This window comes from Bacteroides cellulosilyticus DSM 14838, assembly GCF_000158035.1.
Lineage (GTDB): Bacteria > Bacteroidota > Bacteroidia > Bacteroidales > Bacteroidaceae > Bacteroides > Bacteroides cellulosilyticus.
The window spans coordinates 855,201-873,271 of sequence record NZ_EQ973492.1 but is presented as its reverse complement, the minus strand read 5'-3'; the positions used below and the strand labels follow the sequence as shown (position 1 = coordinate 873,271).

General features: G+C 44.2%; 14 protein-coding genes. 2 read left to right on the top strand and 12 right to left on the bottom strand.

The genetic code is table 11. The features are described from left to right. Nucleotides 1-267 precede the first annotated feature (267 nt). Entirely contained in the window at nt 268-1,161 is an 894-nt protein-coding gene (gene dapA / locus BACCELL_RS21705) for a 4-hydroxy-tetrahydrodipicolinate synthase (protein ID WP_007214232.1), read from the bottom strand. Between the two features lie 104 nt (nt 1,162-1,265). Next, nucleotides 1,266-3,263 (bottom strand): NAD-dependent DNA ligase LigA, encoded by a 1,998-nt coding sequence (gene ligA / locus BACCELL_RS21700; protein ID WP_007218556.1) that lies wholly within the window; start codon nt 3,261-3,263, stop codon nt 1,266-1,268. A 79-nt stretch (nt 3,264-3,342) separates the two neighbouring features. Between ligA and trmD the strand changes: the two genes are divergently transcribed. Then, the gene (trmD, locus tag BACCELL_RS21695; protein ID WP_007214230.1) at nt 3,343-4,023 is read left to right on the top strand and encodes a tRNA (guanosine(37)-N1)-methyltransferase TrmD; all 681 of its coding nucleotides are present in this window, start codon (nt 3,343-3,345) and stop codon (nt 4,021-4,023) included. A gap of 89 nt (nt 4,024-4,112) precedes the next feature. Here trmD and BACCELL_RS21690 read toward each other — a convergent pair whose 3' ends face one another. The 5 genes from BACCELL_RS21690 to BACCELL_RS21670 all read right to left on the bottom strand — a co-directional run bounded on the left by BACCELL_RS21690 (nt 4,113) and on the right by BACCELL_RS21670 (nt 9,466). After that, nucleotides 4,113-5,024 carry a dihydroorotate dehydrogenase gene (locus tag BACCELL_RS21690; protein ID WP_007214229.1) on the bottom strand — a complete coding sequence of 304 codons (912 nt, stop codon included), beginning with the start codon at nt 5,022-5,024 and terminating at the stop codon, nt 4,113-4,115. Beyond that, the gene (locus BACCELL_RS21685) at nt 5,012-5,788 is read right to left on the bottom strand and encodes a dihydroorotate dehydrogenase electron transfer subunit (RefSeq protein WP_007214228.1); all 777 of its coding nucleotides are present in this window, start codon (nt 5,786-5,788) and stop codon (nt 5,012-5,014) included. The genes BACCELL_RS21690 and BACCELL_RS21685 overlap by 13 nt, the downstream gene beginning before the upstream one ends. Nucleotides 5,789-5,938: 150 nt before the next feature. After that, nucleotides 5,939-6,409, bottom strand: a complete 471-nt coding sequence (locus BACCELL_RS21680) for a helix-turn-helix domain-containing protein (RefSeq protein ID WP_007214227.1) — start codon at nt 6,407-6,409, stop codon at nt 5,939-5,941. Nucleotides 6,410-7,661: 1,252 nt separating this feature from the next. Further along, nucleotides 7,662-8,681, bottom strand: a complete 1,020-nt coding sequence (gene holA, locus BACCELL_RS21675) for a DNA polymerase III subunit delta (protein WP_007214226.1) — start codon at nt 8,679-8,681, stop codon at nt 7,662-7,664. An 8-nt stretch (nt 8,682-8,689) separates the two neighbouring features. Beyond that, nucleotides 8,690-9,466 carry an AMP nucleosidase gene (locus tag BACCELL_RS21670; RefSeq protein WP_007214225.1) on the bottom strand — a complete coding sequence of 259 codons (777 nt, stop codon included), beginning with the start codon at nt 9,464-9,466 and terminating at the stop codon, nt 8,690-8,692. A gap of 114 nt (nt 9,467-9,580) precedes the next feature. Between BACCELL_RS21670 and BACCELL_RS21665 the strand changes: the two genes are divergently transcribed. Further along, nucleotides 9,581-10,030 carry a type I restriction enzyme HsdR N-terminal domain-containing protein gene (locus tag BACCELL_RS21665; protein ID WP_007214224.1) on the top strand — a complete coding sequence of 150 codons (450 nt, stop codon included), beginning with the start codon at nt 9,581-9,583 and terminating at the stop codon, nt 10,028-10,030. A 138-nt stretch (nt 10,031-10,168) separates the two neighbouring features. Here the strand turns inward: BACCELL_RS21665 and BACCELL_RS21660 are convergent, their stop codons facing one another. From BACCELL_RS21660 to BACCELL_RS21640, 5 genes are all read right to left on the bottom strand, one after another. Further along, nucleotides 10,169-13,351 carry an efflux RND transporter permease subunit gene (locus BACCELL_RS21660; protein WP_007214223.1) on the bottom strand — a complete coding sequence of 1,061 codons (3,183 nt, stop codon included), beginning with the start codon at nt 13,349-13,351 and terminating at the stop codon, nt 10,169-10,171. Between the two features lie 29 nt (nt 13,352-13,380). Then, nucleotides 13,381-14,499, bottom strand: a complete 1,119-nt coding sequence (locus BACCELL_RS21655) for an efflux RND transporter periplasmic adaptor subunit (RefSeq protein WP_007214222.1) — start codon at nt 14,497-14,499, stop codon at nt 13,381-13,383. 27 nt (nt 14,500-14,526) lie between these two features. Further along, entirely contained in the window at nt 14,527-15,999 is a 1,473-nt protein-coding gene (locus BACCELL_RS21650; RefSeq protein WP_007214221.1) for an efflux transporter outer membrane subunit, read from the bottom strand. Nucleotides 16,000-16,533: 534 nt separating this feature from the next. Further along, entirely contained in the window at nt 16,534-17,352 is an 819-nt protein-coding gene (locus BACCELL_RS21645) for a zinc ribbon domain-containing protein (protein ID WP_007214220.1), read from the bottom strand. A gap of 5 nt (nt 17,353-17,357) precedes the next feature. Next, nucleotides 17,358-18,071 (bottom strand): Nif3-like dinuclear metal center hexameric protein (locus tag BACCELL_RS21640; protein WP_007214219.1); only part of this gene is annotated, 714 nt, incomplete at its 5' end.

The window sequence follows — 18,071 nt, the reverse complement described above, 5'->3', positions numbered from 1 at the left end:
CACGAAAAACCTCTGCAAATTACTTTGCAGAGGTTTTTGTTATACACCGTAGGGGTAACAGTTATATCTGTGTAGACTCATGCAAATATGTGTGTGAGTTGATACAGATATAACTGTGTGCTTGTGCAGATATAAGTATTAATTTCTTTCCTGAGATGAATAAATCCGTCTCATGAGACAGTAAAAATCAGCTTGTGAGACAAAAAAACATCCCCTGAGAAAAAAATCATCTCAGGGGACGATACAAAGAAATATCTATTCTTTTTCTTAGCACTTAATATTTAACTCATCCAAAATCTTCCGCATGGCTTCAAAAGTAGTAATCCTGGTAGGCACAAGCGGGAGGCGAAGTTTATTCTCAATCATTCCCATAACGTTCAACATTGCTTTTACGCCTGCCGGATTGCCATCCACAAAAAGAAGCTTGAATAACTCGGCAAATTTATGGTGGATAGTCAATGCATTTGCATAATCTCCTCGCAATGCCAGTCTTACCATGCGGCTAAATTCGCGTGGAAATGCATTTCCGATGACCGATATGATACCAACAGCTCCCAAGGTAATCAAAGGGAAGGTAATACCATCATCTCCCGAAATAACGTCAAAATTGGCCGGTTTATTTTTGATGATATCATCCATTTGGGTGATGTCACCGGAAGCTTCCTTGATAGCAATAACATTTTTGAAGTCACGGGCAATGCGCAGCGTGGTTTCTGCTTTCATATTTACACCGGTACGACCGGGAACATTATAGAGTACAATTGGGAGCTCTGTAGCCTCTGCAATTGCTTTATAATGTTGATAAATACCTTCCTGAGAAGGTTTATTATAATAGGGAACAACAGACAGAATGGCATCTACTCCGGTAAAATCGTCGTTTTGAAGCGTATCCACAATGGCACGCGTATTATTTCCACCAACACCGAGCAGGATAGGTATCCGACCATTTACGCGTTCGATGACCATTTTCTTGATTTTCTTTTTTTCTTCTTCCGTCAGTGTCGGAGTTTCTGCTGTGGTGCCCAGCACACACAAAAAATCAGTATTGTTTTGAAGTTGATAGTCCACCAAACGTATCAATGCATCGTAATCAACGCTTTCATCCTCTTTAAAAGGAGTAATCAGCGCTACCCCCATTCCTTTCAATTTAGTCTGTATCATGAGTGAAATTTAAGTAATCTCTAATTAAATGACTCGCAAAAGTACGAATATTTTCGATTTCTACAGCAAATATAAGCTATAAAAAAGATTTCACTGGAAAAATGTTACGAAATGAGCGCTAAAAACTCATCTTCGCTCATTATCTGTACACCCAGCTTTTGCGCTTTTTCCAATTTGGCAGGTCCCATATTTTCTCCTGCCAGGATAAAACTGGTCTTGGCAGAAATACTACCTACATTTTTTCCTCCATTCTTCTCTATCAAATCTTTATATTCGTCTCTGGAGTGATGGGTGAACACACCGCTGATTACAATAGACTGTCCGGCAAGCTTATCAGTATAGCCGCTCAGATCTTCTTCCTTCCGGCTAAACTGTAATCCGGCAATTTTCAGTCGCTCTATTAATTCTCTATTCAGAGGATTAGCGAAGTAGGAAATGATACTTTGTGCTATTTTCTCACCGATTTCATCGATATTTATCAATCTTTCAAGATCTGCATTTTCCAGTTCTTCTATGTCAGTGAAGGACTTAGCTATTTTCTTTGCTACAGTTTCACCGACAAAGCGGATACCCAGGGCGAACAAAGCTCGCTCAAAAGGCACTTCCTTACTTTGGGCAATACCCTTGACGATATTTTCCGCCGATTTATCTCCCATACGGTCCAGGTTCTTGATATCGTCTACAGTCAGCTTGTACAGATCTGCCGTATCCTTAATGAGTCCTAACCGATAGAACATATCCACAGTTTCCGGGCCTAATCCGTCAATGTTCATAGCCTTCCGGCTGATGAAATGCTCGATCTTTCCTTTAATCTGGGGTGGACAAGCCGTTTCGTTGGGGCAATAGTGTGCAGCTTCTCCTTCGTAACGGATTAATTTGCTGCCACATTCAGGGCAATGAGTGATGAACTTCACTTTTTCACCTACCATCATACTCCGGGCATCTTTGTCTACTCCGGTAATTTTGGGTATGATTTCGCCACCTTTTTCTACATAAACCATATCGCCGACATGCAAGTCGAGCCCTTCAATGATATCTGCATTATGCAGTGAGGCGCGTTTTACGATTGTACCCGATAATTGTACCGGATCCAGGTTGGCAACAGGGGTTACTGCTCCGGTTCTTCCCACCTGGTAAGTCACCTTGTTTAAGCGGGTCAATGCACGCTCTGCCTGGAACTTGTATGCGATGGCCCAACGAGGAGATTTTGCGGTGAAACCGAGGTTTTTCTGCTGTTTCAGGCTATTAACTTTCAAAACAATGCCATCCGTGGCTACAGGTAAATTCTTCCGTTCTGTATCCCAATAATGGATGTAATCGAACACTTCCTGCAGGCTGTGGCACTTCTTCATATGGTCGGAGATTTTGAATCCCCATTGTGCAGCTTTCTGCAGGTTTTCATAATGTCCGTCGCAAGGTAGTTCTTCGCCTAATAAATAATAAAGGTAGGCATCCAGTTTGCGGGAAGCAACTATAGCAGAGTTTTGTAATTTCAAAGTGCCTGATGCAGCATTACGCGGATTAGCAAAAAGAGGTTCTTCGCGCGCCTCTTTTTCGCGGTTTAGTTCCTCAAAGACTTCCCACGGCATTAGTATTTCCCCTCTGATCTCAAATAATTGGGGATAATCACCATGCAAAACAAGGGGGATAGTACGGATTGTCTTCACATTATCCGTTACATCATCGCCTTTTTCACCGTCGCCACGGGTTACGGCACGTATTAATTTACCGTTTTCGTATGTCAGTGAGATGGAAGTACCGTCATATTTAAGTTCGGCACAAATTTCAAAATCTTCGTTCAGGGCTTTTTGAGTGCGATCATAAAAGTCAGATACCTCACCTTCAGAATAGGTATTACCCAACGAAAGCATTGGATATTTGTGTGTCACTTGCGTGAAATTCTTATTCAAATCGCTTCCTACGCGCATAGTTGGCGACGTTTCATCCTGATATTCAGGGTGTTCTCGCTCCATATCCTGCAATTCCCGCATCATGTCGTCGAACTCTTTGTCGGAGATTTCGGGAGCATTCAATACGTAATAATTGTAGTTGTGCCGATGCAGTTCGGCACGGAGCTGATCTATCTTTTCTTTTGCAGTCATAGCTATTTCAGATTGTTTGAACGCAAAAATACAGGTTTCTCCTCTAATATTTGTACTTTTGCAGAAAATTAAAATTAATATGCGCATTGATATAATAACAGTTCTACCGGAGATGATTGAAGGCTTTTTCAATTGTTCCATTATGAAACGTGCTCAGAATAAAGGGCTTGCAGAAATATATATTCATAATTTACGTGATTATACTGAAGATAAATATCGACGGGTGGATGATTATCCTTTTGGCGGTTTTGCCGGAATGGTGATGAAAATAGAGCCTATAGAGCGCTGTATCAATGCCTTGAAGGCAGAAAGGGAGTATGATGAAGTCATTTTTACGACTCCTGATGGTGAGCAGTTCAATCAGCCAATGGCCAATACACTTTCACTTACCCAGAACCTTATTATCCTTTGCGGGCATTTTAAAGGTATCGATTATCGTATTCGCGAGCATCTGATCACTAAAGAAATCAGTATTGGGGACTATGTGCTGACCGGTGGAGAGTTGGCGGCAGCAGTGATGGCGGATGCTATTGTCCGCATTATCCCCGGTGTTATTTCCGATGAGCAATCAGCGTTATCCGACTCGTTCCAGGATAATCTTTTGGCAGCTCCGGTCTATACAAGACCTGCCGATTACAATGGTTGGAAAGTTCCGGAAATTTTATTGTCCGGGCATGAGGCTAAGATTAAGGAATGGGAGTTGCAACAGTCTTTGGAACGGACGCGCAGACTCCGCCCGGATTTGCTGGGAGAGGAATAAATCAGTTGTATAAAAATAGAAAAAGGACATTCATAGCGAATGTCCTTTTTTATATAAAATAGGTGCGAATGATATTCACTTGTTATTGGCTACACCTCAAGCGCACCGATAATTTCTTTCACAGACTTATATCCGTGTCTATCGAGATAGTCGTTTATACCTTCCGCTACTTTAATTGTAACTGCCGGATCGATGAAATTAGCCGTACCGATTTGGATGGCTGAAGCTCCGGCAAGCATAAATTCCACTGCGTCTTTCCAGTTCATGATACCTCCTAAACCTATGACAGGTATTTTTACCGCCTGAGCAACTTGCCATACCATGCGGAGTGCGATTGGTTTTACTGCTGCGCCGGACATACCACCTGTTACGGTAGAGAGTATAGGACGCCTGCGTTCCGCGTCTATAGCCATTCCAAGCAGTGTATTAATTAATGAAACGCTGTCTGCACCGCCATTTTCTACTGCACGGGCTATTTCAGCGATGCTTGTCACGTTGGGAGACAGCTTCACGATAAGTGTCTTTTTGTAAGCTGCGCGCACAGCTTTCACCACTTCTTCGGCTCCTTTTGCAGTGACGCCAAAAGCCATTCCACCTTGCTTCACATTAGGGCAAGAGATGTTCAATTCAATGGCAGGAATTTTGTCAAGTTCGTTAATGGCTTCCGCTGTTTTTACATAATCTTCTATGGCAGAACCCGAAACATTTACAATCATATTGGTTTCGATGTCCTTAATACGCGGATATATCTGTTCAACAAAGTAATTTACTCCCTTATTTTGCAGTCCCACAGCGTTTAACATACCTGACGGAGTTTCTGCCATACGCGGATATGGGTTACCTTCACGTTTGTGAAGAGTCGTGCCCTTTACAATTATACCACCTATTCGCGTAATATCAATGAAATCGGCAAACTCTTCACCATATCCAAATGTACCGGAAGCCGTCATCACCGGATTCTTCATTTGTAATTCTCCAATGTTTACACTTAAATCTGCCATAATAGTTTGTTTATATTAAAAACCGGACCTTCTTTACATACACATAAATGCCCTTCCGTTGTATTTTCTACACAACAGAGGCAAGCGCCTATACCACACGCCATTGTATTTTCCAATGATACTTCACAAGCTATATCTTTACTTTTGGCATATTTAGCCACCGCCATCATCATAGGCTTAGGGCCACAAGTGTAAATCTGCTCGAATTGCACCTTACTCAATATGGAATGTTGTGTCACGTATCCTTTTTCGCCATGACTGCCGTCCTCGGTAGTCGTATATACATCACCATAAGCTGCAAACTGCTCCAGTTGCAGCAAGTCCTTATCGCTTCTTGCTCCCAGAAGGAACGTCGGTTTACTGCCGTTTTTAGCTAATTGCTCGCCCAGATAAAGCATGGGAGCTGTACCAACACCTCCACCTACTAACAGAAGCTTATCAGAAGCCTTTTCAGGCATTGTGAAGCCATTTCCCAAAGGAAGTACTACGTTGACCCTGTCTCCGGCTTTTGCTTCACCTAATTGCCTCGTTCCGTCTCCAATCAGTTGGATCAGAAACCATACTTCATTGCGTTGTCTATCTACATAATTAATGGAAATGGGGCGGCGCAAGAAAGTAGTTGGAGATCCGTCCACACGTATTTCCGCAAATTGTCCCGGAAGCATATCCGGAAGCGGAGACGGAGACGTCAGTTTCAATAGCACATAATTAGCGTGCAGTCGGACGTTCTCAGTCACTGTCAAATCTAAAATGTATTTTTTCATTATCCTATATAAAGAGGTGAATTTTATCTTCAGGGTACAAAGATAATGCAAATCGAATGCAGAACTTTCATGCTTGCATGAAAAAGTTCTGCTGAGATGCTTATCTTATCCAAAGATACGGGAAATTGTGCAAATAGTCGTTTATGAGCCTTACTTTTCGGGTTTAAACGTCTCGTACGTATTATCGTCGAAGAAAATTCTTATTTCAGTGATTTTTCTGGGAGGCCTTTCTTTATAGATAATCTCCTGTTTTACAATCTCTTTAGTAGCATTTGCAGGTGTTTCTAATGCGATTTCCTTGCGATTTTCGGTCGGACCTGTCTCTTTGGACGGATTTACGGAATTCTCAGCGAATAATGGATAGTCGAATCCACTCTCGATAGAAGAGTCAGAATCGGAAGGCGTATTACTCATTTCACCTTGTCCGGTAAGTAACCATTCCAAATTTATATCATTATATCTTTGATGTAGACGAAGAATAACTTCTGTACTTGGATACTTATTACGCGGGCCTAAAATATGTGAGATGGTAGCTTGAGCTACACCAATACTTTCGGCAAATGCGCCTGCGGTTAATTTTTCCCGATCCATGATCATTTTGAACCTATCTTTTATGCTCATAACTGTTGCGATATAGGTGATGTTTACAATTGTATTGATACTCTTTTGAATTACAAAAGTAAAAAAATGAAGTTACAAAAGCAAATTAAAAATATGAATTCTTTTATATTACAATTGTGTGTCTATTATTTCAAATGTTATATATACAAATGTGATGATATATATTACCTAGATTTTAAGCCCATATTTTTACTTTAATAAAACTATGTATATTATTGGTTATTATGTATATAAGTTTAAATTATTTCTGTGGTATATCCCATATTACAATTGTTTTCTCATTGATTTCTCTATTTATGAACTGATAGATCATATAAATGGTTATTTTATATTGATTATTAGTAATTTAATTGTTATTTTACTCCTCGTTAACCCCTATCCTATTACCTTTGTTATTTTATCATTACTTCATTTAAAACAGTCTTATTACAATTGTGTATTATGCCTTTTAATTACGTTTGTTATATGTGTAATTGTTATATATCCAATTGTGAACATAGTGATATTACGTTTTTAATATTTCATAGTTGAAATAGCAACTATTTCCTTTTCTAATTGCATTTATTCTTGATGATAGATTCGATATTACAGAAAGAATTTGTTACACTAAAATAAGGAGAGTCCAATTGATATGTTCTAAAGTCTTCGTAATTGTAAATCCTTGCTTTATTTCTGTATAAATGATCGTGAACTTAGAATTTTTTAATTCTAAGGAGCTTATTTTATGCTTATTTGATTGTAATACAGTGTATTATACCCTATTTTTTAGTTCTAAAATTCTCTCATTCTAGAAAAACAACCCTTTTTTAAGTGAGAAATGACATAATGATAGTGAAAATGGCATTTACTTCTCTATTATTGCTGATATAGTTAACAAGTATAATCTCCTCTAAAATAAGAAATAGACAATCTATTTCTATTGATCTGCTGCCCGCTTTCTAAATATAATTTTCCTTTTTCTTAGAAAAAGTATATTGTTTTCCTATAAAAATATGCCTGCTTTACTCGGGACAGGAGATTATATTATATAAAAACAGATGGTCTATTTACATTAAATAGACCATCTGTTTATATCAAATAAATGGTCTGTTCACTGTATATAGACCATCTGTTTCTGCGAATATGTTGTATGTATTTCAGATACCCTTCCACACTCTATTACCTATGAACAGTACGTTTGGGAACGGTGGAAGGGGGTGAAGGAAAAGCTAAATTTCTTGTTTAATGAAGAGTGTATAGAAGAAAAAAGCTGTTAATGCAGGATCTTGAAGACCAGTTCGCGAAGAATATCCCCGTCACTTAAAGATGGATTTCCCACTCCTTTAGATTTTGCATCTGCATATCGTATTTCTCCGATAATTTGCATGGTCTTTACTCCATTATATCGACGCATAGCTGCGAGATAGTCTTTGGCCTGCCAGGGGGTGCGTAGTCCCAACATGTTGGCTATGCCTTGCTCCGATTTTTCAGGGGCATAATAGGCCAACATCAAGTTAGAGAAGAATCCAAAAAGTAAAGATAAAGTCATTTGAATAGGGTTTGTTTTCGGATTTTCTTCAAAATATTTTATTATCTTATTAGCTTTCAGGACATCCTTTTCAACGAGGGCACTGCGCAATTCGAAGTTGTTATAATCCTTACTGATACCAATGTTCTTCTCTATCTGTTCGGGGGTAACGCGTGTATAACCTTTTGGAAGTGTAATGATCAGTTTTTCCAGCTCTCCTGTGAGGCGACTGAGGTCGGCGCCAACGAAATCGGCCAGCATGGCAGTGGCTTTAGGTTCCACGTCGATACCTTTGCGTTTCATATAAGAAGTGATGAATGCAGGCAGTTGCGCATCCTTCACTTTTTTAGATTCAAACAGAACACCAGTCTTTTCGATTTCGGCAGCCAGTTTCTTTCTTCGATCCAGTACGCCATGTTTATGGCATATTACTAATATGGTAGAAAGCAGTGGCTTTTGGAGGTAATAAGAAAGCTCCTCCATATTACGGATATTCTGCGCTTCCTTTACCACCACCACCTGATGCTCGGACATCATCGGATAACGCTTGGCGGCATTAATAACAGTAGCTATATCAACATCTGCCCCGTAGACAACGGTCAGGTTGAACTCCTTTTCCGTTTCGGTCAGAATATTGTCTGTTATATAGTCGGCGATGAGGTCGATGTAATAGGGTTCCTCGCCCATGAGATAATAGACGGGACGGTATTGCTTCGCTCTCAGTTCCTTTAAGATGTCATCACACGTGATTTCCTGTTTTGCCATATTCGTTTTTACCAGTCGAATTTCAGATGTTTTACGGTTTTCTTCTCGTCAATAATCATACGCAGGGATGCGATGCCGATTTCAACGTGCTCGGTTACGTAGTTTTGGGTAACCAGATTATCGCTTTTATCGGTTTTTACTCCTTCAGGAATCATTGGCTGGTCAGAAACCAGTAAGATGGCTCCGGTAGGGATGTGATTGGCAAAACCGCAACTGAAGAGAGTTGCTGTTTCCATATCGACAGCCATGGCACGGGTTTTCTTCAAATATTCCTTGAATTCCTCGTCATGCTCCCAAATGCGGCGGTTGGTAGTGTATACGGTACCTGTCCAATAGTCGCGGGCATGGTCGCGGATGGATGAAGAAACGGCACGCTGCAACATAAATGCCGGTAGCGCCGGTACTTCGGGCGGGAAGTAGTCATTGGAAGTTCCCTCGCCACGGATGGCGGCGATAGGAAGGATGAGATCCCCTATTCTGTTTTTCTTATCGATACCACCGCACTTGCCCAGGAACAGGCAGGCTTTGGGCTGTATAGCACTTAGTAAATCCATGATAATTGCAGCGTTAGGGCTTCCCATACCAAAGTTGATAATGGTCATGCCTTCTGCTGAAGCAGACGTCATATTAGCGTCTTTACCAAGAACGGGCACATTGAACTTCTCCGCAAAAATATCCACATACTTGTTGAAGTTAGTCAACAGAATATACTCTCCAAAGTCCTCAAGCTTACGTTTTGTGTAACGAGGCAGCCAGTTAGCTACGATTTCTTGCTTTGTTTTCATAAGATTTCATTAAATTTGTTCCCTAAATACTTTCAGGGAGCGATTATTTAACTCACAAAAGTACAATAAAAAAGTAGAATTCGGAAATTTGTTAATCACTTATCACATATCAATATGTTATCGTTAAACTTACCTGTATTTGATGCTAAAGTCGTGAACCGTGAAGGGAAACCTGCTATTTTCGACGTGATACGGCGCCGATATGTAGCACTGACGCCCGAAGAATGGGTACGCCAGCATTTCGTACATTTTCTGCTGAACCATAAAGGATATCCGCAGACATTGATGGCGAACGAGGTACAGGTGCAGCTCAACGGAACGAAAAAACGTTGTGACACAGTGCTTTACCGTCGTGACCTCACGGCACGGATGATTGTGGAGTATAAAGCGCCGGACATAGAGATTACGCAAGCGGTGTTCGACCAGATTACGCGCTACAATATGGTGTTGAAAGTAGATTACCTCGTAGTAAGTAATGGAATGCAACACTATTGCTGTCGGATGGATTACGGGCGGAATAGCTATACTTTTCTTCCGGATATTCCTGATTATCAGACGTTATAATATCCACTAAAAAGGGCTACACCCTTTACCCCGGATGGCTACACCCTTTGGGGGATATGGTGTAGCCATGTGAGGCAAAGGGTGTAGCCCTTTTCAATGAGACTAATCAGGATCTAAATCAATGAACCCAATCAGGGTCTAAACCTTCTCAGTTTTTTCTTCTATCTGCTTTTTTCCCAATTTTTCCTGTATCTTCTGCATCAACTCATAGAAATTAGGAATATAAACTGTGGCAAGCAGTGTATTCAGTGCCATACCAAACACGACAGCAGCTCCTAGTGCAATACGGCTTTCCGCTCCTGCACCCGTAGCAAACAGCAACGGCATCACACCGAATACAAATGCCAGGGATGTCATCAGGATAGGCCGTAAGCGGATATGCCCTGCCTGGAATGCCGCATCACGAATGGAGTTGCCTTGCGCACGGAAATCGCGGGCGAACTCTACAATCAGAATACCATTCTTTGCCGACAGTGCCACAAGCAGGATAATACCGATTTGTGTATAGATGCTGACAGGTGTTCCCATAATGAGACAGCCAATCATCGCTCCCAACAATGCTACCGGAAGTCCGATGACCGCAGCTACCGGGCTCGTCCAACTCTCGTACTGTGCTGCAAGTACCAGGAAGGCAACGAGTAACGCCATTACAAACACAACGGTTGTCGTCGTTCCCGCCTGCGTTTCCTGATAAGCTACTGACGTCCATTCATAACCAAATTCATCGCCCAATTGCTCCTTAAAGAGTGCCTCCATTTGCTGTATCGCCTCTCCGGAGCTACTTCCCGGGGCTACGTTGCAAGTGACGGAGGCAGTAGAATACATATTGTAACGGTTGATCTGGTCCATTCCCAACTGTTCCTCTACCCGCATAAAGGCTGAAAACGGTACCATCTCTCCCGATGCATTCTGTACACTCAACTTCAGTACATCGTCAATGATCCGTTGGGCACGATCCCGTGCACCGAGTTTTACCTGATAAATACGGCCGAACTCAACGAAATCGTTCACATAAGCAGCTCCCATGTAGTAACCTAAGGAAGTGAAGACACTGTTCAGCGGAATACCCATCAATTGCACTTTATCCCGGTCGATGTTCAGGAAGTACTGGGGTACATTAGCCTGGTACTGACTGCTGACGGATGCCAATGCAGGTTTGGTGTGATAGGTTGCCATCAGTGTCTCTACGGCATGTTGCATTTCTGTGGCACCGAGGTTATTACGATCTTCCACTTGTAGCTGTAGACCGCCCGTAGCACCGAGTCCGGGAATGGCAGGGGGCACCATGGCAAAAACTTCTGCTTCCTGAATTCCATAAGCCTGCGCATTGAAACGATTTACTACAGACTGGGCCGTATGTTCCTTTCCTTTCCGCTCGTCCCAGTTCTTCAAGATAACGAAATAGGTGCCGGAATTACTCTGTTCCCCGCCTCCCATGACAGAGAAGCCGGATATGCCGATATAATTTTTCACTTCGGGATAGCTGTTGAGGATTTCATTGATCTCACGTCCGACAGCTTCTGTACGTTCCAGACTTGAAGCAGGCGGCAATTGCACCACGGCAAGGAAATACCCGTCATCTTCTTCGGGAATAAAGGTACTGGGCCACTTCATAAACAGGATCACAGCGAGTGCTGTAAACCCGGCATAAGACAACAGTGCAGCGGCAGGGCGCCGGAGCAGCCAACCCACGGTTTTATCGTATATCCCTTGTGTTTTGTTGTACACAAAGTTGAAGCCCCGAAAAAGTGGCGGCTGTGCAGGTTTTGTAGGCTGTAATATCAAGGCACACAATGCAGGAGTTAGTGTTAGCGAGTTGAAACCGCTTAGCACGGTGCTGGCAGCAATAGTCAGTGCAAACTGCTTATAAAGCTGTCCGGAGATACCGCTGACGAGCATTGTCGGAATAAATACGGCAAGCAACACCAGCACTACGCCCACAATCGGACCGGTGATCTCTCCCATCGCCTGAATGACCGCCTGCCGGGCACTGTACTGCCCCGTATCAAGCAAACGCGTGGAGTTTTCCACCACCACAATGGCGTCATCCACCACAATGGCCACGGCAAGTATCAGTCCGAACAGTGTCAGTGTATTGATGGAGAATCCGAAGAGCGCCATCACTGCCAAAGTACCGATGAGTGATACGGGAATGGTGATACACGGAATGATAACTGCCCGCCAATTCTGCAGGAAAAGAAAGATGACGAGTACCACAAGCAGGGTTGTTTCCAAGAAAGTTACCAGCACTTCGTCTACTGAAGCGTGGATGACGTCTGTCGTATCCAGAGTTACACTGTAATGGATGCCGCTGGGAAATGATTTTGACAGTTTCTGCATCTTCTCTTTTACGCCTTTGGATACATCCAGCGAATTGGAACCCGGTTGTTGATAGATGGCAATGGCGGCGGTAGGTTGCCCGTTCAGCCGGGATACGACGCTGTAGGATGCGGAGCCAAGGTCGATGTGAGCCACATCACGGAGGCGAAGCACTCTCCCGCCCGTTTCTGTTCGCAAGATGATATTGCCGAACTCTTCGGGAGACGAAAGTCGCCCTTTCACCGTCAGACTGTATTGATAGGCAGGGGCATTGTTGCCGGAAGAGACATTGCCGATGTTAGTGTTATCCGGAGCCGGATTTCCCGGCAGGGGTTGTCCCACGGTTCCGGCACTGACTTCTACATTTTGTGATTGAATGGCCTGATAGACATCGGCAGCCGAAAGATTACGGATACGCAGTGCTGCCGGGTCCAGCCAGATACGCATGGAGTAGTCTCCCGCTCCCATCACATTGACGGCACCTACGCCCGGCACGCGCGTCAATTGGTCGGCAAGGTTCAGGGTGGCGTAGTTGCTGAGGTATAGTCCGTCATATTCCTTGTTTTCGGAAGTCATGGTGAGGAACATCACGATGTTCGACGACTGCTTTTGAACGGTTACTCCCTGTACCACTACCGGGGTTGGCAATGAAGCCTGTGCCACGCTGACACGGTTTTGGACTTGTACGGTTGCCATGTCGATATCTGTTCCGACGGCAAAAGTAATGGTGAGCGAATAGGCACCCGATGAGGAGGAATTGGAGGACATATAAAGCATGCCGTCCACTCCGTTTACTTGCTGCTCGATGGGTATACCCACGGTTTGGGCCACTGTCTGCGCGTTGGCACCCGGATAGACGGCGCTGACCTGAACGGTAGGCGGCGTAATGTCCGGATACTGCGCAATGGGGAGTATGCCCAGTGTGACCAGTCCCGCCACCACGATCAGCAGCGCAAGCACGGTAGCAAAGATAGGACGGTTTATGAAGAATTTTGAGAACATGAGCTTAGTATTTAGTTATTTACGATTGGTTATTTGTTGATGGGCTTCACTTTCATTCCTTCCCGTACTTTCATCAGTGCCCGGGTGACGTAGCGTTCCTGTGGCGAGAGTCCGCCGGTTATTTGCCGCAGACTGTCGTCTATCAACTGTCCCACCTCGATGTGGCGATAGCGCACCATATCGGAATCGTTCACTACATACACATATTTTCCCAATTGATCGGTCCCGATGGACGCATCCGGTATCAGTATTGCCTGCGATTCTTTGCCGTATGGCAAGGTGACGCTGACATAAAGTCCGCTTTTCAGTAAACCTTTCGGGTTGTCCAGGCGGGCACGCAGATTCAGAGTTCCGGTACTCAGGTCTACATTTGGTGCGAAGTAATCGAGTGTGGCAGGATACGGTTGTATGCCGTCTTCCCCCAGGTTAACAGTGATTTGCCGGGGCAGTGTATCTTTCTGCTGTGCGGTTCCTTGTTGCATCAGCATGGCAAGCCACTGGTTATCAGTGATATTGAAGTATGTATATAGCAGGTCATCTTTATAGATCGTGGCAAGGGTGACAGGTTGCAGACTTCCCCCTACATAACTGCCCACATCGACTTGATTCCGGCTGACAGTCCCATCAAACGGCGCCCGGACTGTGCAGTAGCCCAGATTTGTGCGTGCCGTATTCAGTGCAGCTTCGGCGTTGCTGACTGCCGCTTGCGAAGTGGCAACATTCGATTTCGACTGTAACACCTGTATCTGGCTTACAGCATCGCTTTTCACAGCTTCCAGCATACGGGCATAGTTGCTCTGGGCATATTCCAGATTGGCTCGGGCGGTGTTTAGTTCCGCTTCCGCCTGTTCTACATTGTCCTGGTAAATAGTGGGTTCGATGACGAACAACACCTGCCCTTTCCGGACTCTGCTTCCCGGAGCATAGGCGATGGTTTGCAGTGTCCCGTTCACCCGTGCCACCAGGTCGACGGTCTTTTCCGAACTCAGATAGCCCGGATACTCTTTAGTCAGTGTGATGTCTTTCACCACCGGGCTGGCTACGCTTATCTCCGGAACGGGCATCGCTCCGCGCGCTGCTTCTTTTTTGTCCCCACATCCCGCCAGTAACGGAAACAGCATGAGGATGATGTACATTTCATTTTTCATATATGGTTATGGTTTAGGAATTATTACTCAGTTCTCTTTATATCCTCCTCCCAGTGCCTGGTACAATGACACCAGATATAGCAGTGAACTACCCTCCGCCTGTGTCAACTGGTTTTCGTACGTCAGTAGCGAACGGAGTGCATCCAGTACATTCTGGAAAGGACTAAGTCCCTGTTTATAAAGCTCCAGGGAGAGTTTCAGTGTCTCTTGTCCCTGATTTCGTACTTCCCGGAGGGCGACAATCTGCTTGATGGAATTCCGGTAATTATTCATCGCATTGTCCGTTTCCTGTACAGCGGTAAGCACGGTTTCGTTGAAGTTATGCACCGCTTCGTCCAATTGTGCACGTGCCTGTTTGGTGGCATTCACCAGTTTTGTTCCGCTGAACAGTGTCCAACTGAGGGTTGGGGCAATTTCAAATGTCATACTTTTCCGTCGGGTCAGGTCTTTCAAATCCCGGGCGGCATATCCTACAGATCCTTTCAGGAATACTTGTGGCAGCCAGTCGCTTTTGCTGGCTCCCAATAGTGCGGCTTGTGCATTAACCAGTCTTTCGGCTTGGCGCACATCGGGACGACGAAGCAATAAATCGGCCGGTAATCCTACTCCAACAGGTTCCATGTAGTCGGGCAATTTCCCGATTCTTTCCAATGTGGGGCGTATTTCCTGCGGATAAGTTCCCAGCAGAATAGCCAGTGAGTTGATGTATTGGCTGATTCCGGATTCCAGTTGCGGAACAGATGCTTTTGTGCTGAAATACACTGATTTAGCCTGTGCTACATCCAGTTTCGATACAAGTCCCGTGTTGTAGCGTACTTCGGTGATGTTGAGCACTTCTTCTTGCGTCCGGCAGTTATGCATTACTACCTGCAGTTCCTGTTGCAGTTCCCGCAGGTTGATGTAGGCAGAAGCTACTTGTGCACAGAGGGATACCTGTACGGAGATATACTCTTCACGGCTGGCTTGGAATGTTTCCCGTTGCGCCTTTACCCGTTGCCGGATGCTTCCGAATATATCCAGTTCCCAACTGGCATTGAGTGACGCATCATAATAATGTGTGATGGATTGGGGCAATTCGGTGGTGTTTCCACTGCTTTGCTGGCGGAGCCATCCACCATTTAAAGAAATAGAAGGGAAAAAATTACTGCGCTCCATCCTCAGGCTGGCACGTGCCTGCTCCATACGGTCTATAGCGGCAAGTACGGAATAGTTTTCGCCGGATGCTACGCTGATAAGAGAGTCCAGTACCGGGTCATTGAATGCTTTCCACCACTGGTCATCTACCGGTAATATCTGTCCGCTGAATAAGTTATCATCTGCGGATGCCGTGGTAGAATTAGCGGTTCCTGTGGAAGTAGGGACCGTTTTAGAGTTCGGAATCACCGTATTCCCCCAGCCTCGGGGCAATGGTTTTTCCAGATAACGGTTGCCATTCTGTGCCGTGACGGCAGAACATAGGCACGATAAGAGCAGCACGCTGCCCCAAGCTTTAATCTTCATAGGTTTAGGTTGTTTTTTGTGATACAGGGTTCATAACAACCTGGAGCTCTATTTGTTTAGAGAAGATTGGGGAGGTTATAATGGGGTTCTGACAGATGGATGTGGATTGGTGTGGGTGATCTATAATTGAAGAAATGAATTAAAGATTGCTGGTATCCTTTTGTTAGTTTGCTGATAATCAATTAACTGTATTTACCGACAGCTTACTGCAAGATGTAAAAGCATTAACCGCCGTATGTAACAACCTTTACCCCTTATTGTAACGGCTTTTACTTCGGCATGTAACGACCTTTACCGCGATATGTAAATGGAGTTACCGTGCGGGGTTAACAAAGCTATCATTTGGGGTAAACAGAATTTTCATGAGAGGAAACGACTGTGCACTTATAAAGTGAAGTAAGAGATAATCCATACCCCTACAATAATGAGTTTAATTCAACGACTTCGGTAGTGTATATATAGGAAAGGACGCCCCTGCAAGCAACATCTTATTGCTTGCAGGGGCGTCCTTTCCTATATATACACCGCCGAATATTATTCCGCAGTCTTTTTTCTTCTAGTCGGCTTTTCCTTTACCTCTTCTTTGTGTTCGATGGTTACACCAGCCAATTCCGGGTCAATCATGATACGTCCGCAATACTCGCAAACGATGATTTTCTTACGAGAACGGATATCCAGTTGTCTCTGGGGTGGGATTTTGTTGAAGCAACCGCCACAAGCGTCACGCTGTACATATACGATACCCAATCCGTTGCGAGAGTTCTTACGGATACGCTTGAAAGACTGGAGCAAGCGCGGTTCGATCTTAGTTTCAAGTTCTTTGGCTTTGTCTCTCAGCTTTTCTTCTTCCTGCTTGGTTTCAGAGATGATTTCGTCCAGTTCGTTCTTCTTAACGTCCAGGTCTTTCTGTCTTTCGTCCAACGCTTCTGTGCTCTTTGCAGCTTCAGCAGACTTCTCCTGTTCCTGTGCAGCGAACTCTTTGATTCTCTTATCGCAAAGCTCCATTTCCAGAGTTTGGAATTCGATTTCTTTGCTTAGGAAGTCGTACTCACGGTTGTTGCGTACATTCTCCTGCTGTTCCTTGTATTTTGCGATAGAAGCTTTTGAAGTTTCAATCTCCACTTTCTTGGTAGCGATGGCGGATTTCAGTTCGGCTACTTCTGCCTTAATTCTGTCGATACGAGTGCTCAGACCGGCGATTTCATCTTCCAAGTCCTGTACTTCCAGCGGAAGTTCACCTCTTAAAGTCTTGATTTCATCAATCTTAGACAACATAGTCTGCAACTGGAACAGAGCTTTCAACTTCTGCTCCACGGTCAATTCCTGAGGATCTTTTTTTGCTTCTTTAGCCATTTTACTTATAAATATTTTATGGGATTGGTATTCACTTTGCACTGTTGCAGCGCAAGGTTAGGAAACAACTCCCGGATTATTGTATAGAATATTTCTTTTGTATATTGTTCGCTTTCGTAATGTCCTATCTCTGCCAACAGAATATCCGTATCGTGTCCGAAATAATCGTGATACTTGATTTCTCCGGTGATGAACACGTCTGCGCCGTTGCGTATGGCAAGCGGCATCAGAAATGCTCCGGCTCCTCCACACAGTGCCACGGTCTGTATTTCACGTCCGGTCAGCTTGTTATGCTTCAGACAGCCCACTTCAAAGGTCTTCTTGATGCGTTTCAGAAACTCCAACTCCGTTTCCGGTGTTTCCAGTTCTCCGATAACTCCTGCCCCAGCCTGTGTCCAGCTATTCTGCAAAGGATATAAATCGAATGCAGGTTCCTCATACGGATGGGCACTCAGTAGAGCTTTGATAACTTCCGATTTCTTATAGGCAGGCAATACGGTCTCTATCCGCACTTCCTTTTCCGTATGCAACTCTCCGATGCTTCCACAGAACGGGTGGCTACCCTCCTGAGCACGGAAAGTTCCCTCTCCTTCTACATTGTAGCTGCATGCGTCATAGTTTCCTATGCAACCGCATCCGGCTGCAAACAAAGCTTTACGAACATCTTCCGCCTGTGCTGTGGGTACAAAAGTCACCAATTTTACCAAGGTATTCTCTTT